Annotated in this window: 13 protein-coding genes; 6 read left to right on the forward strand and 7 right to left on the reverse strand. The window is 71.8% G+C overall.

Going from position 1 to position 17,418, the window contains the following annotated elements; all coding sequences use genetic code 11:
• Position 1: 1 nt before the first annotated feature.
• Together E4V99_RS11245 and E4V99_RS11250 are read left to right on the forward strand one after the other, a co-directional pair.
• Complete coding sequence (locus E4V99_RS11245) at positions 2 to 874, forward strand: FAD:protein FMN transferase (RefSeq protein ID WP_135117326.1); 873 nt, start codon at positions 2 to 4, stop codon at positions 872 to 874.
• Positions 871 to 2,427: a flavodoxin reductase gene (locus E4V99_RS11250; RefSeq protein ID WP_135117327.1), complete on the forward strand. Its 1,557-nt coding sequence runs from the start codon at positions 871 to 873 to the stop codon at positions 2,425 to 2,427. Before E4V99_RS11245 ends, E4V99_RS11250 begins: the two co-directional genes overlap by 4 nt.
• 4 nt (positions 2,428 to 2,431) lie before the next feature.
• Here E4V99_RS11250 and E4V99_RS11255 read toward each other — a convergent pair whose 3' ends face one another.
• From E4V99_RS11255 to E4V99_RS11265, 3 genes are all read right to left on the reverse strand, one after another.
• Positions 2,432 to 3,817 (reverse strand): ATP-binding protein, encoded by a 1,386-nt coding sequence (locus E4V99_RS11255; RefSeq protein ID WP_245233166.1) that lies wholly within the window; start codon positions 3,815 to 3,817, stop codon positions 2,432 to 2,434.
• A gap of 56 nt (positions 3,818 to 3,873) precedes the next feature.
• Positions 3,874 to 4,608, reverse strand: a complete 735-nt coding sequence (locus E4V99_RS11260; RefSeq protein WP_135067798.1) for a response regulator transcription factor — start codon at positions 4,606 to 4,608, stop codon at positions 3,874 to 3,876.
• An 81-nt stretch (positions 4,609 to 4,689) separates the two neighbouring features.
• Positions 4,690 to 5,688 (reverse strand): SDR family oxidoreductase, encoded by a 999-nt coding sequence (locus E4V99_RS11265; protein ID WP_135117328.1) that lies wholly within the window; start codon positions 5,686 to 5,688, stop codon positions 4,690 to 4,692.
• Positions 5,689 to 5,748: 60 nt separating this feature from the next.
• Between E4V99_RS11265 and E4V99_RS11270 the strand changes: the two genes are divergently transcribed.
• Positions 5,749 to 7,098, forward strand: a complete 1,350-nt coding sequence (locus E4V99_RS11270; RefSeq protein WP_135117329.1) for an FAD-binding oxidoreductase — start codon at positions 5,749 to 5,751, stop codon at positions 7,096 to 7,098.
• Between the two features lie 7 nt (positions 7,099 to 7,105).
• On the opposite strand, the gene gndA is transcribed toward E4V99_RS11270, so the two are convergent.
• Together gndA and E4V99_RS18735 are read right to left on the reverse strand one after the other, a co-directional pair.
• Entirely contained in the window at positions 7,106 to 8,545 is a 1,440-nt protein-coding gene (gene gndA / locus E4V99_RS11275; protein WP_280790885.1) for an NADP-dependent phosphogluconate dehydrogenase, read from the reverse strand.
• A 232-nt stretch (positions 8,546 to 8,777) separates the two neighbouring features.
• Complete coding sequence (locus tag E4V99_RS18735) at positions 8,778 to 8,900, reverse strand: hypothetical protein (protein ID WP_280790830.1); 123 nt, start codon at positions 8,898 to 8,900, stop codon at positions 8,778 to 8,780.
• Positions 8,901 to 9,106: 206 nt separating this feature from the next.
• Here E4V99_RS18735 and E4V99_RS11280 point away from each other — a divergent pair, with 206 nt between their 5' ends.
• Positions 9,107 to 9,730 carry a 50S ribosomal protein L25/general stress protein Ctc gene (locus tag E4V99_RS11280; RefSeq protein ID WP_135067790.1) on the forward strand — a complete coding sequence of 208 codons (624 nt, stop codon included), beginning with the start codon at positions 9,107 to 9,109 and terminating at the stop codon, positions 9,728 to 9,730.
• Positions 9,731 to 9,805: 75 nt separating this feature from the next.
• On the forward strand, positions 9,806 to 10,387 hold the full coding sequence (gene pth / locus E4V99_RS11285; RefSeq protein WP_135117331.1) for an aminoacyl-tRNA hydrolase: 582 nt from the start codon (positions 9,806 to 9,808) through the stop codon (positions 10,385 to 10,387).
• Between the two features lie 25 nt (positions 10,388 to 10,412).
• Here the strand turns inward: pth and E4V99_RS11290 are convergent, their stop codons facing one another.
• Positions 10,413 to 10,904: a hypothetical protein gene (locus E4V99_RS11290; RefSeq protein ID WP_135117332.1), complete on the reverse strand. Its 492-nt coding sequence runs from the start codon at positions 10,902 to 10,904 to the stop codon at positions 10,413 to 10,415.
• Positions 10,905 to 11,009: 105 nt separating this feature from the next.
• Between E4V99_RS11290 and mfd the strand changes: the two genes are divergently transcribed.
• A complete protein-coding gene (gene mfd, locus E4V99_RS11295) occupies positions 11,010 to 14,591 on the forward strand; it encodes a transcription-repair coupling factor (RefSeq protein WP_135117333.1) in 3,582 nt (1,193 codons plus the stop codon).
• Between the two features lie 87 nt (positions 14,592 to 14,678).
• On the opposite strand, the gene E4V99_RS11300 is transcribed toward mfd, so the two are convergent.
• Positions 14,679 to 17,342: a phosphoenolpyruvate carboxylase gene (locus E4V99_RS11300; RefSeq protein ID WP_135117334.1), complete on the reverse strand. Its 2,664-nt coding sequence runs from the start codon at positions 17,340 to 17,342 to the stop codon at positions 14,679 to 14,681.
• Positions 17,343 to 17,418: the final 76 nt, after the last annotated feature.

The raw sequence follows: 17,418 nt of genomic DNA on the forward strand, positions 1-17,418 counted from the left end.
GATGCGGCCGGCACCGCGCGCGGTCTGGACGTTCGACGCGATCGGCACGCTCTGGTCGGTGGAGACCGCTGAGCCGCTTCCGCCCGAGGTGCGCTCGCGGGTCGAGGGGATCGTGGATGCGTTCGACCGGACCTGGTCGCGCTTCCGCCCCGACTCCCTCGTGAGCGTCCTGGCCGGCTCGGGCGGCACGGTGCCCCTTCCGCTCGATGCTCCGGCGATGCTCGAGGTCTACACCGCACTGGACACCGCCACCGGCGGGGGCGTCAACCCGCTCGTCGGCGACGCGCTCGCGCGTCTCGGCTACGGCGCGGGATACCGCCTGTCCGCCGCCGCAAGCCCGGTGCCCGCTCCGGCCGACTGGCGCCGCAGCCTGACGTGGGAGGACGGCCGGCTCGCCCTCGATGCTCCGGCGATGATCGACGTGGGCGCCGTGGGGAAGGGGCGCCTCGTCGACCTCGTGCTGGCCGCCGTGCAGGAATCCGGCGCGGCCGACGTGCTCGTGGATGCGTCCGGCGACCTCGCCGTCCGCGGCGCCGCGCACCGCATCGGGTTGGAGCATCCGTTCGACCCCCGTCGCGCGATCGGCGTGATCGAGGTCGCCGACGCCGCCCTGTGCGCCTCCGGCGTCACCCGGCGCGCGTGGGGGCAGGGGCTCCATCACGTCCTGGACGCCCGGACCGGAGCGCCCGTGCGCGCCTACGCCGCCACGTGGGCGGTCGCCGGCACCGCACTGCACGCCGACGCGCTGGCCACCGCCCTGTTCTTCGAGGGCGGGCCGGAGCTGGCCGCCGCGTGGGGCGCGCAGTGGGTGCGGATGCGCACCGACGGCCGCGTGGAGTGGTCGCCCGGATGTACGGCAGAGTTGTTCTCGTGATCGGTGCACTGACCGCGGGGTGGACGCGCGTGTTCGGCGTCCTCGGCCGCCTCTCCAGCTACCGCCTCGTGCTGCTGTCGCTGGCCGCCCTCGCCGCCATCGCCGTCGTGCTCTCCCTCGTGGGCCTGGTGGGCCCCGGCCCGCTCGAGCTCATCGTCACCGCGATCGTGCTCGGCGCCGTCTGCGTCGTCGTCGACCTCGCGCTGCACCGGATGCTGCGGGTGCCGCTGCGGGTGGAATCCTCCCTCATCACCGCCGCGATCCTGCTGTTCGTGCTGTTCCCGACGGTGGATCCCGCGGGCCTGGCCGGCATCGCGGGAGCCGGTGCCGTGGCCTCCCTGTCGAAATACGTGCTCGCCTGGCGCGGGCGCCACGTCTTCAACCCCGCCGCGGTGGGCGCGGCGGCGCTCACCCTCGTCGGCGTCGCCGTGCCGGCGCTGGGCGCCTCGGCATGGTGGGTGGGGACTCCCGCGATGGCCGTCCCGGTGCTCGTGCTGGGGGTGGCGGTGCTGTGGCGCACCGAGAAGCTGCGCATGGTCGCGGGGTTCTGGGTCATCGCGGTGGGGGTGGCGTTCTTGCGGGCGGTGGCCCTGGATTCCGCCGCCGGTGTCGAGGTGGACGCGCTCGCCATCCTCACGCAAGTGGCGCTGTCGTCGCCGTACCTGTTCCTGGGCGCCTTCATGCTGTCCGAACCGCTCACGATGCCCCCGCGCCGCTGGCAGCAGTTCGCCGTCGCGGCCCTCGTCGGCGTGCTCGCGGGCTGGCCGATCGATGTGGGGGCGATCACGCTCGGGCAGGAGTTCGCCCTCCTGGCGGGCAACCTCCTCGCGTTCGCCTTCACGTGGCGCGCGGCCGTCCGGCTCGTCCTGGAAGGACGGCGGGAGGTGACACCGACGGTGCGCGAGCTGACCTTCCGCACCCGGCGTCCCTTCGCCTTCCGACCGGGGCAGTACCTCGAGCTGGAAGTGCCGCACCGGCGCCCGGATGCCCGCGGCACACGGCGGGAGTTCTCCATCGCCTCCACTCCGGAGGAGATGCCCGTCGTGCGGATCGCCTTCAAGGAGGGCTCCAAATCCAGCTACAAGCGGGCCCTCGCCGCTGTGCCGCCGGGTGCCACCCTCCCGGTGACGGGCGTGTGGGGCGATTTCCTTCTGCCCACCCGGACCACGGCGCCGCTGCTGCTGGTGGCCGCCGGGATCGGGGTGACGCCGTTCGTGTCGCAGCTGCGCCACGTCGTGACCACCGAGCAGGACCGTGACATCGTGCTGGTCTACGTCGTCTCGGATGCTTCGGAGCTGGCGTATCGCGACGAGATCGAGCGCTCCGGGATCCCGGTGGTGGTGTACTCGCGCGACGCGCCCGCCGACCTGCCGGCGCACTGGCGCTGGGCCGGCCGCGGCGTGCGGGTGGACGCGGACGGGCTCCTGCGGATGGTGCCCGACATCACCGCTCGCCACGCCTACATCTCCGGTCCGCCGGCACTGCTGGCCGATCTGGCACCGGCGCTGGAGCGTGCCCGCTCGCTCACGACCGACGCGTTCTCGGGGTACTGAGCCCTCACGCGGAGCCGGCGTGCCGCAACGGCAGGCGCACCTCGAAGGTGGTGTCGCCCGGCGTGCTGCGAACGCCGATGGTGCCGTCGTGCGCCGCGACGATCGCCCGCGCGATCGACAGCCCCAAGCCGGTGCCGCCGGTCTGACGTGCGCGGGACACGTCGCCGCGCGAGAACCGCTCGAACAGCCGGTCGGCCACGGCCGGATCGACACCGGGCCCGTCGTCGTGCACGCTGAGCACGCCCTCCTCGCCCTCCCGGCGCACCGATACCGTCACGACCGTGCCGGCGGGCGTGTGCGTGCGCGCATTGGCCAGCAGGTTGTCGGCGACCTGGCGAAGGCGCGCGGCGTCGCCGGCCAGCGTGACGGGTTCGTCGTCGACGTCCAGCACCCAGCGGTGGTCGGGCCCCGCCGGACGGGCGTCCTCGACGGCTTCGATGGCGAGCCGGGTGAGGTCGACCTCGTCGTAGACCAGCTCGGTTCCCTCGTCCAGTCGGGCCAGCAGCAGCAGGTCCTCCACGAGCGCGGTCATCCGCAGTGATTGCGCCTGGATCCGCTCCAGCGCCGCCTGGATGCCGGGGGTCAGCGACGGATCGCGCAGGGACAGTTCCGAGTACCCGCGGATGGAGGTGAGGGGCGTGCGCAGTTCGTGGCTCGCGTCGGCGACGAAGCTGCGCATCAGCTCCTCGTTGCGCTGGCGGGCCGTGAGCGAGGCATCCACGTGGTCGAGCAGGGTGTTCAAGGCTGCGCCGACCTGCCCGATCTCGGTGCTCTCGTCCGCCTGATCGGCCGGCACCCGCTCGGTGATCGACACGTCGCCGGAGTCCATGCGCACCTTCGCCACACGCGTGGCGGTGTCGGCGACGGCGCGCAGCGGGCCGAGCCCGATCCGGATGACGACGGCGATGATCGCCGAGAGCAGCAGCAGGCCGCCGGTGGTGACGATGACGACGGTCGCGAGGATCTGCGACAGCGTGCCGGTGATCTCCGTCAGCGGCAGGCCGATGATCGCGAGCACCTGGCGGCCCTCCAGCGTCGCCACCCGGTAGTCGCCCAGGGCGGCCAGCTCGACGGTGTAGGACGTGGCCCCGCCCACCGACTCGAGGATGTCGGAGATCTGCGACCGGTCCAGCACGCGCACGGTGCCGTCGTCGACGTACGCGCCGGTGGTGCCGCCGCCCGCTGTCCGGGTGACCAGCAGCGTGCCGTCGCCGAAGCGGCCCGTGGTCAGCACTTCCTGGGCCGTGCTCTGCGGGTTCAGCCGCACGTCCTCCGCGGCCTTGCGCACGTTCGTGTCGAGGTTCTCCTGCAGCACCTGACCGAGGATCGCGGCCGTGGACAGCGCGATGATCGCGAGGATGACCGCGACCATCCCGATGATCGCGGTCATCAACCGCGCCTGCAGGCTCCAGGTGTGGTAGCTCGGGAGGCGATGACGGGGCCCCGTCACTGCGGCGCTTTGATCATGTAGCCGACGCCGCGCACAGTGTGGATGAGGGGTTCGCGCCCCTGGTCGATCTTCTTGCGCAGGTAGGAGATGTAGAGCTCGACGACGCTGGAGCGACCGCCGAAGTCGTAGTTCCACACGCGGTCGAGGATCTGCGCCTTGGACACCACTCGCCGCTGGTTGCGCATGAGATAGCGCAGCAGCTCGAACTCGGTCGCGGTGAGCTCGATCTCGTCGTCGCCGCGGAAGACCTCATGGCTGTCCTCGTTCAGCGACAGATCGGCCACGCGCAGGATCGGCTCGGCGTCTCCCGCGGTCGCCGTCCCGGCGCGTCGCATGAGCCCGCGCAGGCGGGCCACGACCTCCTCAAGGCTGAACGGCTTGGTGACGTAGTCGTCGCCGCCGGCGGTGAGGCCGGCGACGCGATCGGCCACGGCATCCTTGGCGGTCAGGAACAGCACCGGCACGTCGTTGCCCGAGTGGCGCAGGCGCTGCAGCACCGACATGCCGTCGAGGTCGGGCATCATGATGTCCAGCACCATGGCATCGGGCGCGAAGTCGCGGGCGGCCTGCAGGGCCTGCAGCCCGGACGAGGCCGTCCGCACGTCCCAGCCCTCCATGCGCAGCGCCATCGAAAGAAGGTCGGTGAGCATCTGCTCGTCATCGACGACGAGAACGCGCAGCGGAGTGCCGTCGGGTCGGGTCAGGGCGGTGGGGGTGGCAGCCGCGTTCATGAGGCCATTGTGCGCCTTGAACTATGACATTCCTATGGTCCCGGTTATGTGCAGGCTGTGAGCGCCGTGAGGCGGGCCCGATCAGGCGCCTGCGGAGCGCGCGTGCGCGATCATCCGGTCGAACATCGCATCCCGGCGTTCGTCGATCTGCTGCCGCTCGGGGTGCGACTCGAACCAGGCCAGGATGCGCCGTGCGCCCTCGTCGAAGGGGATCGTCGTCCGGAATTCCGGCACCAGGGCCGACACCTTGGTGTTGTCGAACACCATGGAGTGGGCCTTGTCCCCGAGGAGCCCCGGCCCCAGGTCGGGGTCCCACGCGGCGATCGCCTCGCTGGCGATGTGCACGAACTGCGGATCGGCCACGCCGGCGGCGTCGGCGAGCCACGAGTAGATCTGGTTCCACGTCGGCGCGTGCGTGCCCGTGAGCGTGAACGCTTCGCCGATCGCGGCGGGGTTGCCCAGGAGCCCGGTGAAGCCGACGGCGAAGTCGTCGCTGTGGGTCAGCGTCCACTGCGTCGTGCCGTCGCCGTGGACCACGACGGGCTTGCCGGCGCGCAGGCGCGCCACGTCGGTCCACCCGCCCATCGTGGGCAGCAGCGTGTCGTCGTACGTGTGGGAGGGGCGCACGATCGTGACGGGGAGGCCGCGGTCGCGGTAGGCCGCGACGAGGAGGTCCTCGCACGCGATCTTGTCGCGGGAGTACTGCCAGAACGGGTTGCGCAGCGGCGTGGATTCGGTCACGGGCACGCGCGTGGGCGGCTTCTGGTACGCCGAAGCGGAGCTGATGAAGATGTACTGCCCGGCACGTCCGCCGGCGACCTCGAGCGCCGTCTGCACGTGCGCAGGCACGAACGACAGGAAATCGGCGACGACGTCGAAATCGGCGCCCGCGAGCGCGGCGCTCACCGCCTCGGCGTCGCGGACGTCGGCGACGAGCTCCCGCACGTCGCGGGGCAGCGCTCGCGGGCTCCGGCCGCGGTTGAGGACGGTCACGTCGTGACCCGCCGCGACGGCGGCGCGCACGCACGACGTGCTGATGACACCGGAACCGCCCAGGAAGAGGATGCGTCGAGAGCTCACACGACGACCCTAGACCTCCCCTTCTTCCCCGTGTCGGCGGGCGGGTCTACCGTGTGGCGCATGAACACGACAGAACTCTCGGCGCGCGTGAGCGGCGCGCTCGTGCGCCCCGGCGACCCGGACTGGGATCGGGCGCGGCTGTTCCACTCGGGCATCGGCGAGCCCGACCTCATCGTGCAGGCCACCGACATCGACGACGTGCGCGCGGGGGTCGCCTACGCCGCCGCGCACAACCTCCCCGTCGGTGTGCGCGGCGGCGGGCACAGCGCGTGGGGGAGCGTCCCCGGTGGCGTCCTCATCGACCTCGCGGCCCTCCGCGACATCCGCGCCGACGCCGCCACCGGCCGGGTGTCGGTGGGCGGGGGAGCCACGTGGGGCGAGGTCGCCCGGGCCCTGGCGGGGGAGGGGCTCGGTCTCAGCTCGGGCGACACCGCCTCGGTGGGCGTGGCAGGACTGACGCTGGGCGGCGGGGTCGGCTGGATGGTGCGGGCGTGGGGGCTCGCGGCCGACCAGCTCGTCGGCGCGCAGGTGGTGACCGCCTCGGGCGAGGTCGTGGAGGCCTCGGCCACGGAGCATCCCGACCTGTTCTGGGCCCTGCGCGGCGGCGGAGGCAACGTCGGCGTCGTCACGCGGTTCGACTTCCTCGCCCACCCGCTGCGGGACATCGTGTTCGCGGTGGTGCGGATCTCGGGCGACGCGGGCGCGACCCTGCGGGTGCTGCGCGATCTGATGCGCGACGCGCCGCGCGGGTTCACCGTGACGTACATGGACGTGCCGGCGATGGACCCCAACGCCCCCGCGGGCGCGACGATCACACTGTGCGGGATCGACACCGACGTCGCGGCCACGCGCGCCTTCCTGGAGCCGGTGCTGGCGGTGTCCGGCGTGGCGGCGGAGGAGATCGAGGTGCGCGCCTACCCCGACGTGCTCATGGAGATGCCCGGGCACGATCCCGACCAGCCCCCGCCCGGTTTCATCGGCGGCAACACGCTGCTGCCCGAGCTCGGCGACGACGTCATCGACGCGCTCGTGACGTTCCGCGCCACGCGGCCCGCGGCGGTCGTGCTGCTGCGTTCGCTGGGGGGTGCGTACGGCGACGTGCCCGCCGGGGACACTCCCTTCCCGGCCCGGTCGGCCACGTGGTTCGCGATGGCCGGGGCCTTCGACGTGCCGGGACTGCTGGATGCGGAGGGCGTCGCCGCCGCCGAGCGGGAGTGGGCCGGCATCGAGGCGCACGGACTGGCGCGGTACGCCAACTTCAGCGTCTCGACCGATCCGGAGTGGGCCCGCCGGATGTACCCGGAGCCGGTCTGGTCGCGCCTCGCGGCGATCAAGCGGACGTGGGACCCGGGCAATCTGTTCCGCCGTAACCACAACGTGCCGCCCGCGATCGCGGACGGCACGTCATGATGAGCGGTCAGTGCGTGTCTTCGGCCTCGATCTCGGTGCGGTCGCCCGACCACAGCGTGTGGAAGGTGCCCGGCTTGTCGATGCGCTTGTAGGTGTGCGCGCCGAAGAAATCGCGCTGTCCCTGGATGAGCGCGGCCGGCAGGCGCTCGGCGCGCAGCCCGTCGTAATACGCCAGCGACGACGAGAAGGCCGGCGCGGGGATGCCCGCGCGCGCGGAGGTGGCCACGACGTCACGCCAGGCCGACTGCGCCCGCGTGAGCGCGTCGACGAAGTAGGGGGCCGTCAGCAGCACCGGCAGCTCGGGCGTGGCGGCGTAGGCCTCGGTGATGCGGTTGAGGAACTGCGCGCGGATGATGCACCCGCCGCGCCAGATGGCCGCGATCCGGCCGAGGTCGATGTTCCACCCGTACTCGGCCGCCCCCGCGCGGATCTCGTCGAAGCCCTGCGAGTACGCGACGATCTTGGATGCGTACAGGGCGAGGCGGATCTTCTCGATGAAGGCGTCCACGTCGTCCACGCGCAGCGCGTCGCGCGTGTCCTCCGCGGGTCCCGGCAGTTCGCGGGAGACCTCGCGCTGCTCGGGGTGGCTGGACAGCGACCGGGCGAAGGTGGCCTCGGCGATCCCGGAGACCGGTACGCCCAGGCTCAGCGCCGTCTGCACGGTCCACGCGCCGGTGCCCTTGGCTCCGGCCTGATCGACGATGAGGTCCACGAGCGGGCGGCCGGTTCCGGCGTCCACTTGCCGCAGCACTTCTGCGGTGATCTCGATGAGGTACGACTCGAGTTCACCGCGGTTCCACTCGGCGAACACATCCGCGATCTCGGCGGGGCTCTTGCCGGTGCCGCGGCGGATGAGGTCGTACGCCTCGGCGATGAGCTGCATGTCGGCGTACTCGATGCCGTTGTGCACCATCTTCACGAAGTGCCCGGCGCCGTCGTGGCCGATGTGCGTCACGCACGGTTCGCCGTCGGCGACCGCGGCGATCGAGCGCAGGATGGGGCCCAGCGTGGCCCAGGACTCGTCCGACCCGCCCGGCATGAGCGACGGGCCGTTCAGTGCGCCCTCCTCACCGCCGGAGACGCCCATGCCGACGAAGTTGATCCCCGTCTCGCGCACCGCCTTCTCGCGTCGGATGGTGTCGGTGAACAGCGCGTTGCCGCCGTCGACGATGATGTCGCCGGGTTCGAACACGCGCACGAGCTCTTCGATGACCGCGTCCGTCGCGCCACCGGCCTTGACCATGATGACCGCGGTGCGCGGGCGCTGCAGCGACCCGGCGAACTCCTCGTACGAGAAGGCAGGGACGAATCCGGCTTCCGGGTGGGCGGCGACCAGTTCGTCCGTCTTGGAGCGGGAACGGTTGAGCACAGCGACGGTGTTGCCTTCGCGGCTGGCGAGGTTGCGGGCGAGGTTGGACCCCATCACCGCGAGTCCGACGACGCCGATGTTGGCGGTCCCGCTGCCGTCGGCGGGGGCGTCGGTACCCGCCTCGGTCGTGGGGCGGGGGACGTCTTCGGGCGCGGGTGCGCCCTCGTGCTCGGTGGTGGCCTCGTCCGGTGCCTGATCCTGATCGGTGGACAGCTGAGTCTGGGCGGGATCGCTTGCGGACACGCGGGCTCCTGGTCTTCGGGGGCGGAATCGGCGCAGCCCCCGGAGCTCGGGGGCTGCGCGGCGGGGGTCAGTCGTTGCGGTAGCCGGAGCGGCCGAGCGACCAGAACGCCCCGATGGTGCCGAGGAGACCGATTGCGGCGATGCCGCCGACGATCCACAGCATCAGGTGCGAGAAGAATTCCGCGGGCATGGGTCCTCCGTATATCGGCTGCGTTCTCATCGTATCGGGGCCGCTGGTAGGCTGGAGACACATACTTCGGCGAGGGATGCGTCCGCCCAGGGCGACGCGTCCGTGATCGACGCGGTGAAGCAGGCTCACGGCTTTCCTCACGCGCTCGCGTTCGAGTCGAAACCAGACCCCACATCGGGCCCGTGTGCCCGCAAGGAGAATCCAACATGTCGGAAGACAACAAGGTCCACGCCGAGCTGCGTGAGAACTTCGGCAAGGGCCACGCCCGCCGCCTGCGCGCCACCGGGAAGATCCCGGCCGTGCTGTACGGTCACGGCGCTGACCCCATCCACCTCGCCCTTCCCGGTCACCAGGTGTCGCTGCTCATCCGCCGCGCCAACGCGCTGCTCGACCTGGACGTGGCCGGTACGAGCCAGTACGCCCTCGTCAAGGACGTGCAGAAGGACCCGGTGCACCAGATCATCGAGCACATGGACCTTCTCGTGGTGAAGAAGGGTGAGAAGGTGTCCGTCGACGTCCCGATCATCGTCACCGGTGAGTCGGCCCCCGGCACCATCGCGAACCTCGACGCCACGACGATCCTCATCGAGGCCGAGGCCACCCACCTGCCCGAGTCGATCGAGGTCAGCGTCGAGGGTCTGGAGGACGGCACGCACATCACCGCCGCCGACCTGACCCTGCCGGCCGGTTCCGTGCTGATCGCCGACCCGGAGACGCTGATCGTCGGCGTGTCGGTTCCGTCCGCGACGCTCGCCGCCGAGGACGAGATCGCCGAGGCCGATGCCGCAGTGGCCGAGGAGCAGTCCGAGGAGGCCGCCGAGTCCGAGTGACCGGTCCGATCTTCCCGAAGGGGCGCCTCGTGCGCCCCTTCGGCGTCTGTGCGGGGATCCGGGAGGATGATGTCGATGGCTGAGACATGGTTGATCGTGGGCCTGGGCAACCCAGGTCCCCGGTACGAGAGCACGCGGCACAACGTGGGGCAGATGGTGTTGGACGAGCTCGCGCGTCGCCGCGGCGAGCGGTTCACCTCCCACAAGGCCCACGCCGCTGTCGCCGAGTCGTGGCTGCGACCGGGCGGGGCCAAGCTCGTGCTGGCCAAGCCGCTCAGCTTCATGAACGTCTCGGGCGGCCCGGTGGCCAATCTCGCGAAGTACTACGGGATCGATGCCGACCACATCGTCGTGGTGCACGACGAACTCGACATCCCCTTCGACACCCTCAAGCTCAAGATCGGCGGGGGTGCCGGGGGCCACAACGGGGTGCGGGATGTGGCGAAGGCCCTGGGCACGCCGGAGTTCGCGCGCGTGCGCGTGGGCATCGGGCGGCCGCCGGGTCGCCAGGATCCGGCCGACTGGGTGCTCGAACCCTTCGGTGCGGGTGAGCGGGCGACGCTGCCCAATCTGATCGTGGATGCCGCGGATGCGGTGGAGCTCGTCGTGGACGAGGGACTGCTGGCCGCGCAGCAGCGGTTCCACGCGCCCCGCTGAGCGCGACGCGTGGAACCGCCGGCGATCACGCCAGGTAGGGCGCCGCGCCTGCCGCGGCGCCGATGCCGTAGAACATCGAGACGGCCCCGACGCCGATCACGGCGATCACGATCGCGACGATGCCCCACACGCGTCCGCGGTTCTTCACGGCCGCGATGATGCCCTGGATGAAGCCCCACAGGGCGAGGGCGCCCCACACCACGAAGGCGACGACGGCGAGCACGACCGACGTGACGGCGATCTGCTCCGCCTCGGGCGGGACCGCACCGGAGAAGTTCCCCGAACTGTCGGTGTAGGCGACGAGACCGCCGAACTGCATACCGGCGATGAAGGCGATGATCGAGCCGATGACGGCACCGGCCAGCGAGGCGGCGAAGGCGATGATCCCGAGGCGTGCCGGGCCCTTCTCGTTGCCGGTGGGCTGTCCGGCCGCGGGTGCGTACCCGGGTGCCGACGGCGCCGGATAGGCAGGCGGCGGCGTGGGCTGATTGGCGGGGTCGGGTGAGGTGTTGCTCATGAGTGCTCCTTTTGTCACGGGTCAATGTCGCGGTCAGTCTAGGGGTGGCCCGTCGCGGCCATCGACCGCACCGCCGGATGTCGGGGCGGGCCGTAGAATCTTTCGGTGACAGTCCCCGGAATCGTTCGCGCCCTCGAGCAGGCGGAGTCGTTCCGTGACGCTGCCTCGGCGGCGGTGTCCGACCTCGACCTCTCCCTCGTCGACGGCCTCGATGTGCCGGTTCTCGCCGGGCTGGTCGAGCGCCGCCGGGAGAACGGCAGACCGGCGTGCCTTCTCGTCGTGGCCCCCACGGGGCGACGGGCGGAGTCGCTCGGGCCGGCGCTCGCCGCCGTTCTGCCCGGCGCCGAGGTGCTGCACTTCCCCGCGTGGGAGACCCTCCCGCACGAGCGGCTGAGCCCGAGCCCCGAGACGGTCGGGCGGCGCATCGACGTCCTCCGCCGCATCGCGGCGTGGGATGGTGCGGCCCCGCTCGTGGTGACCGCGTCGGTGCGCAGCGCCCTGCAGCCGCTGGCGGCGGGCCTGGGTGACGTCGAGGCGATCGAGCTGACCGTCGGGGGCCGCGGCCACGACCTCGAGGCCGTCGTGGTGCGGCTGGTCGAACTGGCCTACCACCGTGTCGACATGGTCTCCCGTCGGGGCGAGTTCGCCGTGCGCGGCGGCATCCTCGATGTGTTCCCCCCGAACGCCGACCACCCGCTGCGGGTGGATTTCTTCGGCGACGAAGTGGACGAGATCCGCGCGTTCTCCGTGGCCGACCAGCGTTCCCTTCCCGGCGCCGTCCCCAGCGTCACCCTCATCCCCAGCCGCGAACTGCTCCTGACCGCCGACGTGCGGGAGCGGGCCGAGGCCCTGAAGGACGAGTTGCCGGGACTCGCCACGATGCTCGAGCGCATGAGCGAGGGCATCCCGACCGACGGCATGGAGTCGCTCATGCCGGTCCTGGTCGACGCCCTGGTGCCGCTGGTGGACTTCCTGCCCGCTCAGGCCGCGGTCGCCCTCGTCGACCCCGAGCGCTCCACGGCCCGGGCGCAGACCCTGGGCGAGACCAACCGGGAGTTCCTGGAGGCGGCGTGGTCGGCGGCGACGGCGGGGGCGCGCGCGCCGATCGACCTGGGCGCCGGCGACTTCCTGACGCTGGCGCAGCTGCGCGACGCCGCCCGCGAGCGCGGGGACGTGTGGTGGACGCTGTCGGCGTTCGACTCCGGCGCGGCGGATGCCTTCGCCGAAGGGCTCGACACCGACGACACCACGCTCCGCATCCGCGGTGAGGCGGTGCCGTCCTTCCACGGCAACGTCGAGGGCGCCACGACCCACGTGGGCGAGCTCGTCGCCGAGGGATGGAGCGTCGTGGTCGCCGCATCCGGCGCCGGCCTGGTCGACCGCGCGCGCGACGTGCTCTCCGAGCGCGGGATCGCCGCCCGGCGCGTGGACGACGTGCTGCACGCGCCCGAGCCCGGCGTCGTGCACGTGGTCGCCGCGCCGCTGGAACGCGGATTCCAGTTGCCCGAGGTGCGGTTCGCCGTGCTCACCGAGTCGGAGTTCTACGGGCGCACGATCGGAAGCGACGCCCGCGTGGTGAAGAAGCTCGCCTCCCGGCGCCGCAATGTCGTCGACCCGCTGCAGCTGAAGCCGGGCGACTTCGTGGTGCATGCCACTCACGGCATCGGCCGCTTCGTCGAACTCGCTCAGCGCGAGGTGTCCAGCGGCGGGCGCAACCCCGTCAAGACCACGCGCGAATACGTCGTGCTGGAATACGCCCCCTCCAAGCGCGGGTACCCGGGCGACAAGCTGTTCGTCCCCACCGACCAGCTCGACCTCCTCTCGCGCTATGTCGGCGGCGAGGCCCCGACCCTGTCGAAGATGGGCGGCAGCGACTGGGCGCAGGCCAAGGGACGCGCGCGCAAGGCGGTGCGCGACATCGCCGTCGAACTGGTCAAGCTCTATTCGGCGCGCATGGCGTCCAAGGGCCACGCGTTCGGCCCCGACACCCCGTGGCAGCGGGAGCTGGAAGAGGCGTTCCCCTTCGCCGAGACGCCGGACCAGCTGCAGACGATCGACGAGATCAAAGCCGACATGGAAAAGCCCATCCCGATGGACCGGCTGCTGTCGGGGGACGTGGGATTCGGGAAGACCGAGGTCGCCGTGCGCGCGGCGTTCAAGGCGATCCAGGACGGCAAGCAGGTGGCGATGCTCGTCCCCACCACGCTGCTGGTCAAACAGCACACCGAGACCTTCACCGAGCGCTTCGCCGGATTCCCCGTCAAGGTGCGCGCCCTCTCCCGGTTCCAGAGCGACAAGGACGCCCGCGAGATCCTCGCCGGTCTCACCGACGGCACGATCGACATGGTGATCGGAACGCACCGCATCCTCACCGAGAAGGTCGTGTTCAAAGACCTGGGTCTTCTCATCATCGACGAGGAGCAGCGGTTCGGCGTCGAGCACAAGGACGCGCTGAAGAAGCTCAAGAAGAACGTCGACATCCTCGCGATGAGCGCCACGCCCATTCCGCGGACGCTCGAGATGGCCGTCACCGGCATCCGCGAGATGTCCACGCTGCAGACCCCGCCCGAGGACCGGCACCCGATCCTGTCGTACGTGGGCCCGCGCAACGACAAGCAGATCGCCGCCGCCATCCGCCGGGAGCTGTTGCGCGAGGGCCAGGTGTTCTACGTGCACAACCGCGTGAAGTCGATCCAGCGGGTCGCTGCCGACCTCGCCGAACTCGTGCCGGAGGCCCGCATCGCCGTCGCCCACGGCCAGATGGGCGAGAACGCGCTCGAGCACGTCGTGGACGATTTCTGGGAGCGCCGGGCCGACGTGCTGGTGTGCACGACGATCGTGGAGACGGGGCTGGACATCTCCAACGCGAACACGATCATCATCGATCGCGCCGACAAGTACGGCCTGTCGCAGCTGCACCAGCTGCGCGGGCGCGTGGGCCGCGCACGCGAGCGCGCCTACGCGTACTTCCTCTACGACGACACCAAGCCGCTGTCGGAGACCGCCGCCGACCGCCTGGAGACGATCGCGGTCAACAACGACCTGGGCAGCGGCATGCAGGTGGCCCTGAAAGACCTCGAGCTGCGTGGCGCGGGAAACCTGCTCGGCGCGGAGCAGGCCGGGCACATCGCCGGAGTGGGCTTCGACCTGTACCTGCGCATGATCGGCGAGGCGGTGTCGACCTTCCGCGGCGAGGAGACCGAAGGACCCACCGAGCTGCGCCTGGAGCTTCCGGTGGATGCGCGCCTGCCGGAGACGTACATCGACAGCGAGCGGCTGCGCCTGGAGGCCTACCAGAAGCTCTCGGCCGCGGCATCCGCCACCGCCAAGGACGACGCGATCGACGCGGTCGTCGACGAACTGCGCGACCGCTACGGCGAACCGCCGCGCGAAGTGGAAGGCCTCATCGCGGTGGCGCGCCTGCGCCGTCGCGCCGCGCGTGCCGGTCTCACGGATGTGGTGGCGATGGGCCCGAACCTGCGCCTGGCACCGGCGAACCTCCCCGACTCGATGCGCGTGCGCCTGCAGCGTCTGCACCCCAAGGCCAAGGTCGTCGCCGGCGGCGAGGCCCTTGTCGTACCGCTTCCGGCGGCGGATTCGGATGCCGCGCTCATCGCGTGGACGGCGCAGCTGCTCGACCAGCTCTTCCCCGAGCCCGTCCCCGCCGTGTCCGCCGCCGCCTCCTGACGCCGAAAGTGCACCAAGCCCGCGAGAGTGCACCAGATCCGGTGCACTCTCGCCGAGTCGATGCACTCTCGGCGGCCCGGGCGCGCGTCAGCCGGTGTTCTGCAGGCCCGCGGCCACACCGCTGACCGACAGGAGCAGCAGGCGCTCCTGCTCCGGGTCGCGGGGGGCGTCCGGATCGCGCAGCGCCCGCAGGGCACGCAGCTGCAGCAGCGACAGGGCGTCGACGTAGGGGCTGCGCATCTTCACGGCGCGCTGGAGGACCGGCTTGGTGGCCAGCAGCTCGTCGCCGCCCGTCACCCGGATGACCCACGACCGCGTGAGGGTCATCTCGGCCATGACGAGGTCGGCCAGGTCGGCGCGGTCGTCCAGGTCGAGGTAGTGCCGCGCGATGCGGGCGTCGGCCTTGGCCAGGCTCATGGCGACGTTGTCGATCAGCGTGCGCAGGAGCGGCCACTCCTGGTAGGCCTCCCGGAGGCGCTCCTCGTCGCCGACGGCCTCCAGGGCGGTGCCCAGGCCGAACCATCCGGCGAGGTTGATGCGCGCCTGCGTCCATGCGAACACCCACGGGATGGCGCGGAGGTCCTCCAGCGACTCCACCGACAGGCCACGACGCGCGGGCCGGGAGCCGAGCGCGAGCTGGCCGATCTCCTCCATCGGGGTCACGCGCGCGAACCACGGGGCGAACCCGGGCGCCTTCACGAGGGCGAAGAAGCGCTCGCGGGATGCCGCATCCATCGTGCGCGCGATGTCGGCGTACCTCTCGGCCGCCGCGCGGTTGCGGGATTCGTTCGACGGAGCGGAGGCCATGAGCACCGCGGCGGCGACCTGGTCGATGTGGCGCATCGCGATGGCCGGGTCGCCGTAACGCGCGAAGATGACCTCGCCCTGCTCGGTGAGCTTGAACCGCCCCTCGACCGAGTGCGGCGGCTGGGCGAGGATGGCGGAGTTCGCCGGACCGCCGCCGCGCCCGAGCGCCCCGCCGCGCCCATGGAAGAGCGTCAGCTCGATGCCGGTGCGCTGGGCCCATTCGCCGATCTCGGCCTGTGCCTCGTACAGGGCGAGGTTGGCCGCGACGGGGCCGACGTCCTTCGACGAGTCGGAGTATCCCAGCATGACCTCCAGGCGCCGCCCGGTCTGCTCCAGGCGGGCCGCGAAGGCGGGGTGGCCGACGATCTCGGCGAGGATGCCGGGGGCCGCCCGCAGGTCGGCGAAGGTCTCGAACAGGGGGATGACATCGAGCACGGGCGGCGTGCCGTTCTCGCCCACGGCGTGCCGGGCCAGGCGGTGCACGGCGGCGAGATCGTCGGCAGAGCGGGTGAACGACACGATGTAGCGCCCCGCCGCCTTGGGGCCGAAGCGCTCCTGGATGTACGCGATCGCGCGGAAGGTGTCGAGCACCTCTTCGGTCTCGTCGTCGGTGTCCCCGGCATCCAGGCGCGCGAGGACGCGCGCGTGCACGGCGGAGTGCTGACGCACCTCCAGCTCGGCGAGGTGGAAGCCGAACGTCTCGACCTGCCACACCAGCTGCTGCAGGTGCCCGTACGCCTGGCGCGCGGCTCCCGCGGCGACCAGCGACTCCTGCACGATGCGGAGGTCGGCCAGCAGATGCTCGGGGTCGCGGTAGGCGAGATCGGCGTCGCGCGTGCGGGTGGCCGCGATCCGGCGTGCCAGGAGGAGCATGATGCGACGGTGCGGCTCGTTCGGCGACCGCTGCGCGATGTCGGCGGCCGCCTCCTCGTCACCGGCGCGCAACCGCTGCCACAGGGCCACGAGCGCGTCGCTGGGCGGCGTGGATGCGGCATCCAGCGTGAGTCCGCGTCCGACGCGGAGCGCCGTGCGCTCCAGCCCCCGCAGCACGTGCTCGCTCGCGATCGCGGCCGCCTTGCGGGTGACGGATGCGGTGACGAACGGGTTGCCGTCGCGGTCGCCGCCCACCCACGAGCCCAGACGGACGAAGGGGCGCACGATCGGCGCGCGTGCCCCGGCCTCGTCGCCCTGCAGGGTGTCGTCGACGCGGCGGTACACGTGCGGGACGGCGGTGTAGAGCGTCTCGTCGAAGACGCCCATGACCGATCGCACCTCGTCGGTGGGCGAGGGCTTCTCCGCACGCAGGGGAGCCGTGCGCCACAGCACGTCGATCTCCTCCAGCATGCGACGCTCGGCGCGGCGGCGGGCGGTCCCGTCCTCGGCGGCGGTGTCGTAGCCGTCGAGCAGCTCCGACAGGCGGCGGATGCTCGCCGACACCGCACGACGGCGGGCCTCGGTGGGGTGGGCGGTGAAGACGGGGTGGAACCGCAGGCCGCGCAGGCGCTCTCGGGCGGCGTCTTCGCCCACCTCCTCCGACAGGCGGGCGAACGCGGTGGCGATCGAGTCCGCCGCATCCGCCGAACCGGCGCGACCGTCGCGCTCGCGGAGGATGCGCACGCGCTGGTGCTCTTCGGCGAGGTTCACGAGGTGGAAGTAGCACGTGAACGCACGCGCCACCTCGTCGGCGCGTGCCACCGAGAATCCGTCGGCGATGCGCGCCGCCCGGGCGAACGCCTCGGGGGTCTCGTCGGTGTACGCCTGGATCGTCGCGGTCCGCAGCCGCTCGACGTCCTCGAACAGCCCCGGTGACCCGCTCTCCCGTAGGACGCGTCCCAGGAGCGAGCCGAGCACGCGCACGTCGGCGCGCATCTCCTCGGGGAGTTCCTGGCCGGCCTCGAAGCGGCCGACGAGGTCGATGGCTTCCGTGGGGGTCAGTTCTTGCACCCGCCAACGCTACCCGCCCGGGACCCGTGTCCTGGCGCGGGCGGCGACGTAGGCTGTGGCTCTGGCGGGCGGGGGC

The sequence above is a fragment of the Microbacterium sp. dk485 genome, from assembly GCF_004570445.1.
Lineage (GTDB): Bacteria > Actinomycetota > Actinomycetes > Actinomycetales > Microbacteriaceae > Microbacterium > Microbacterium wangchenii.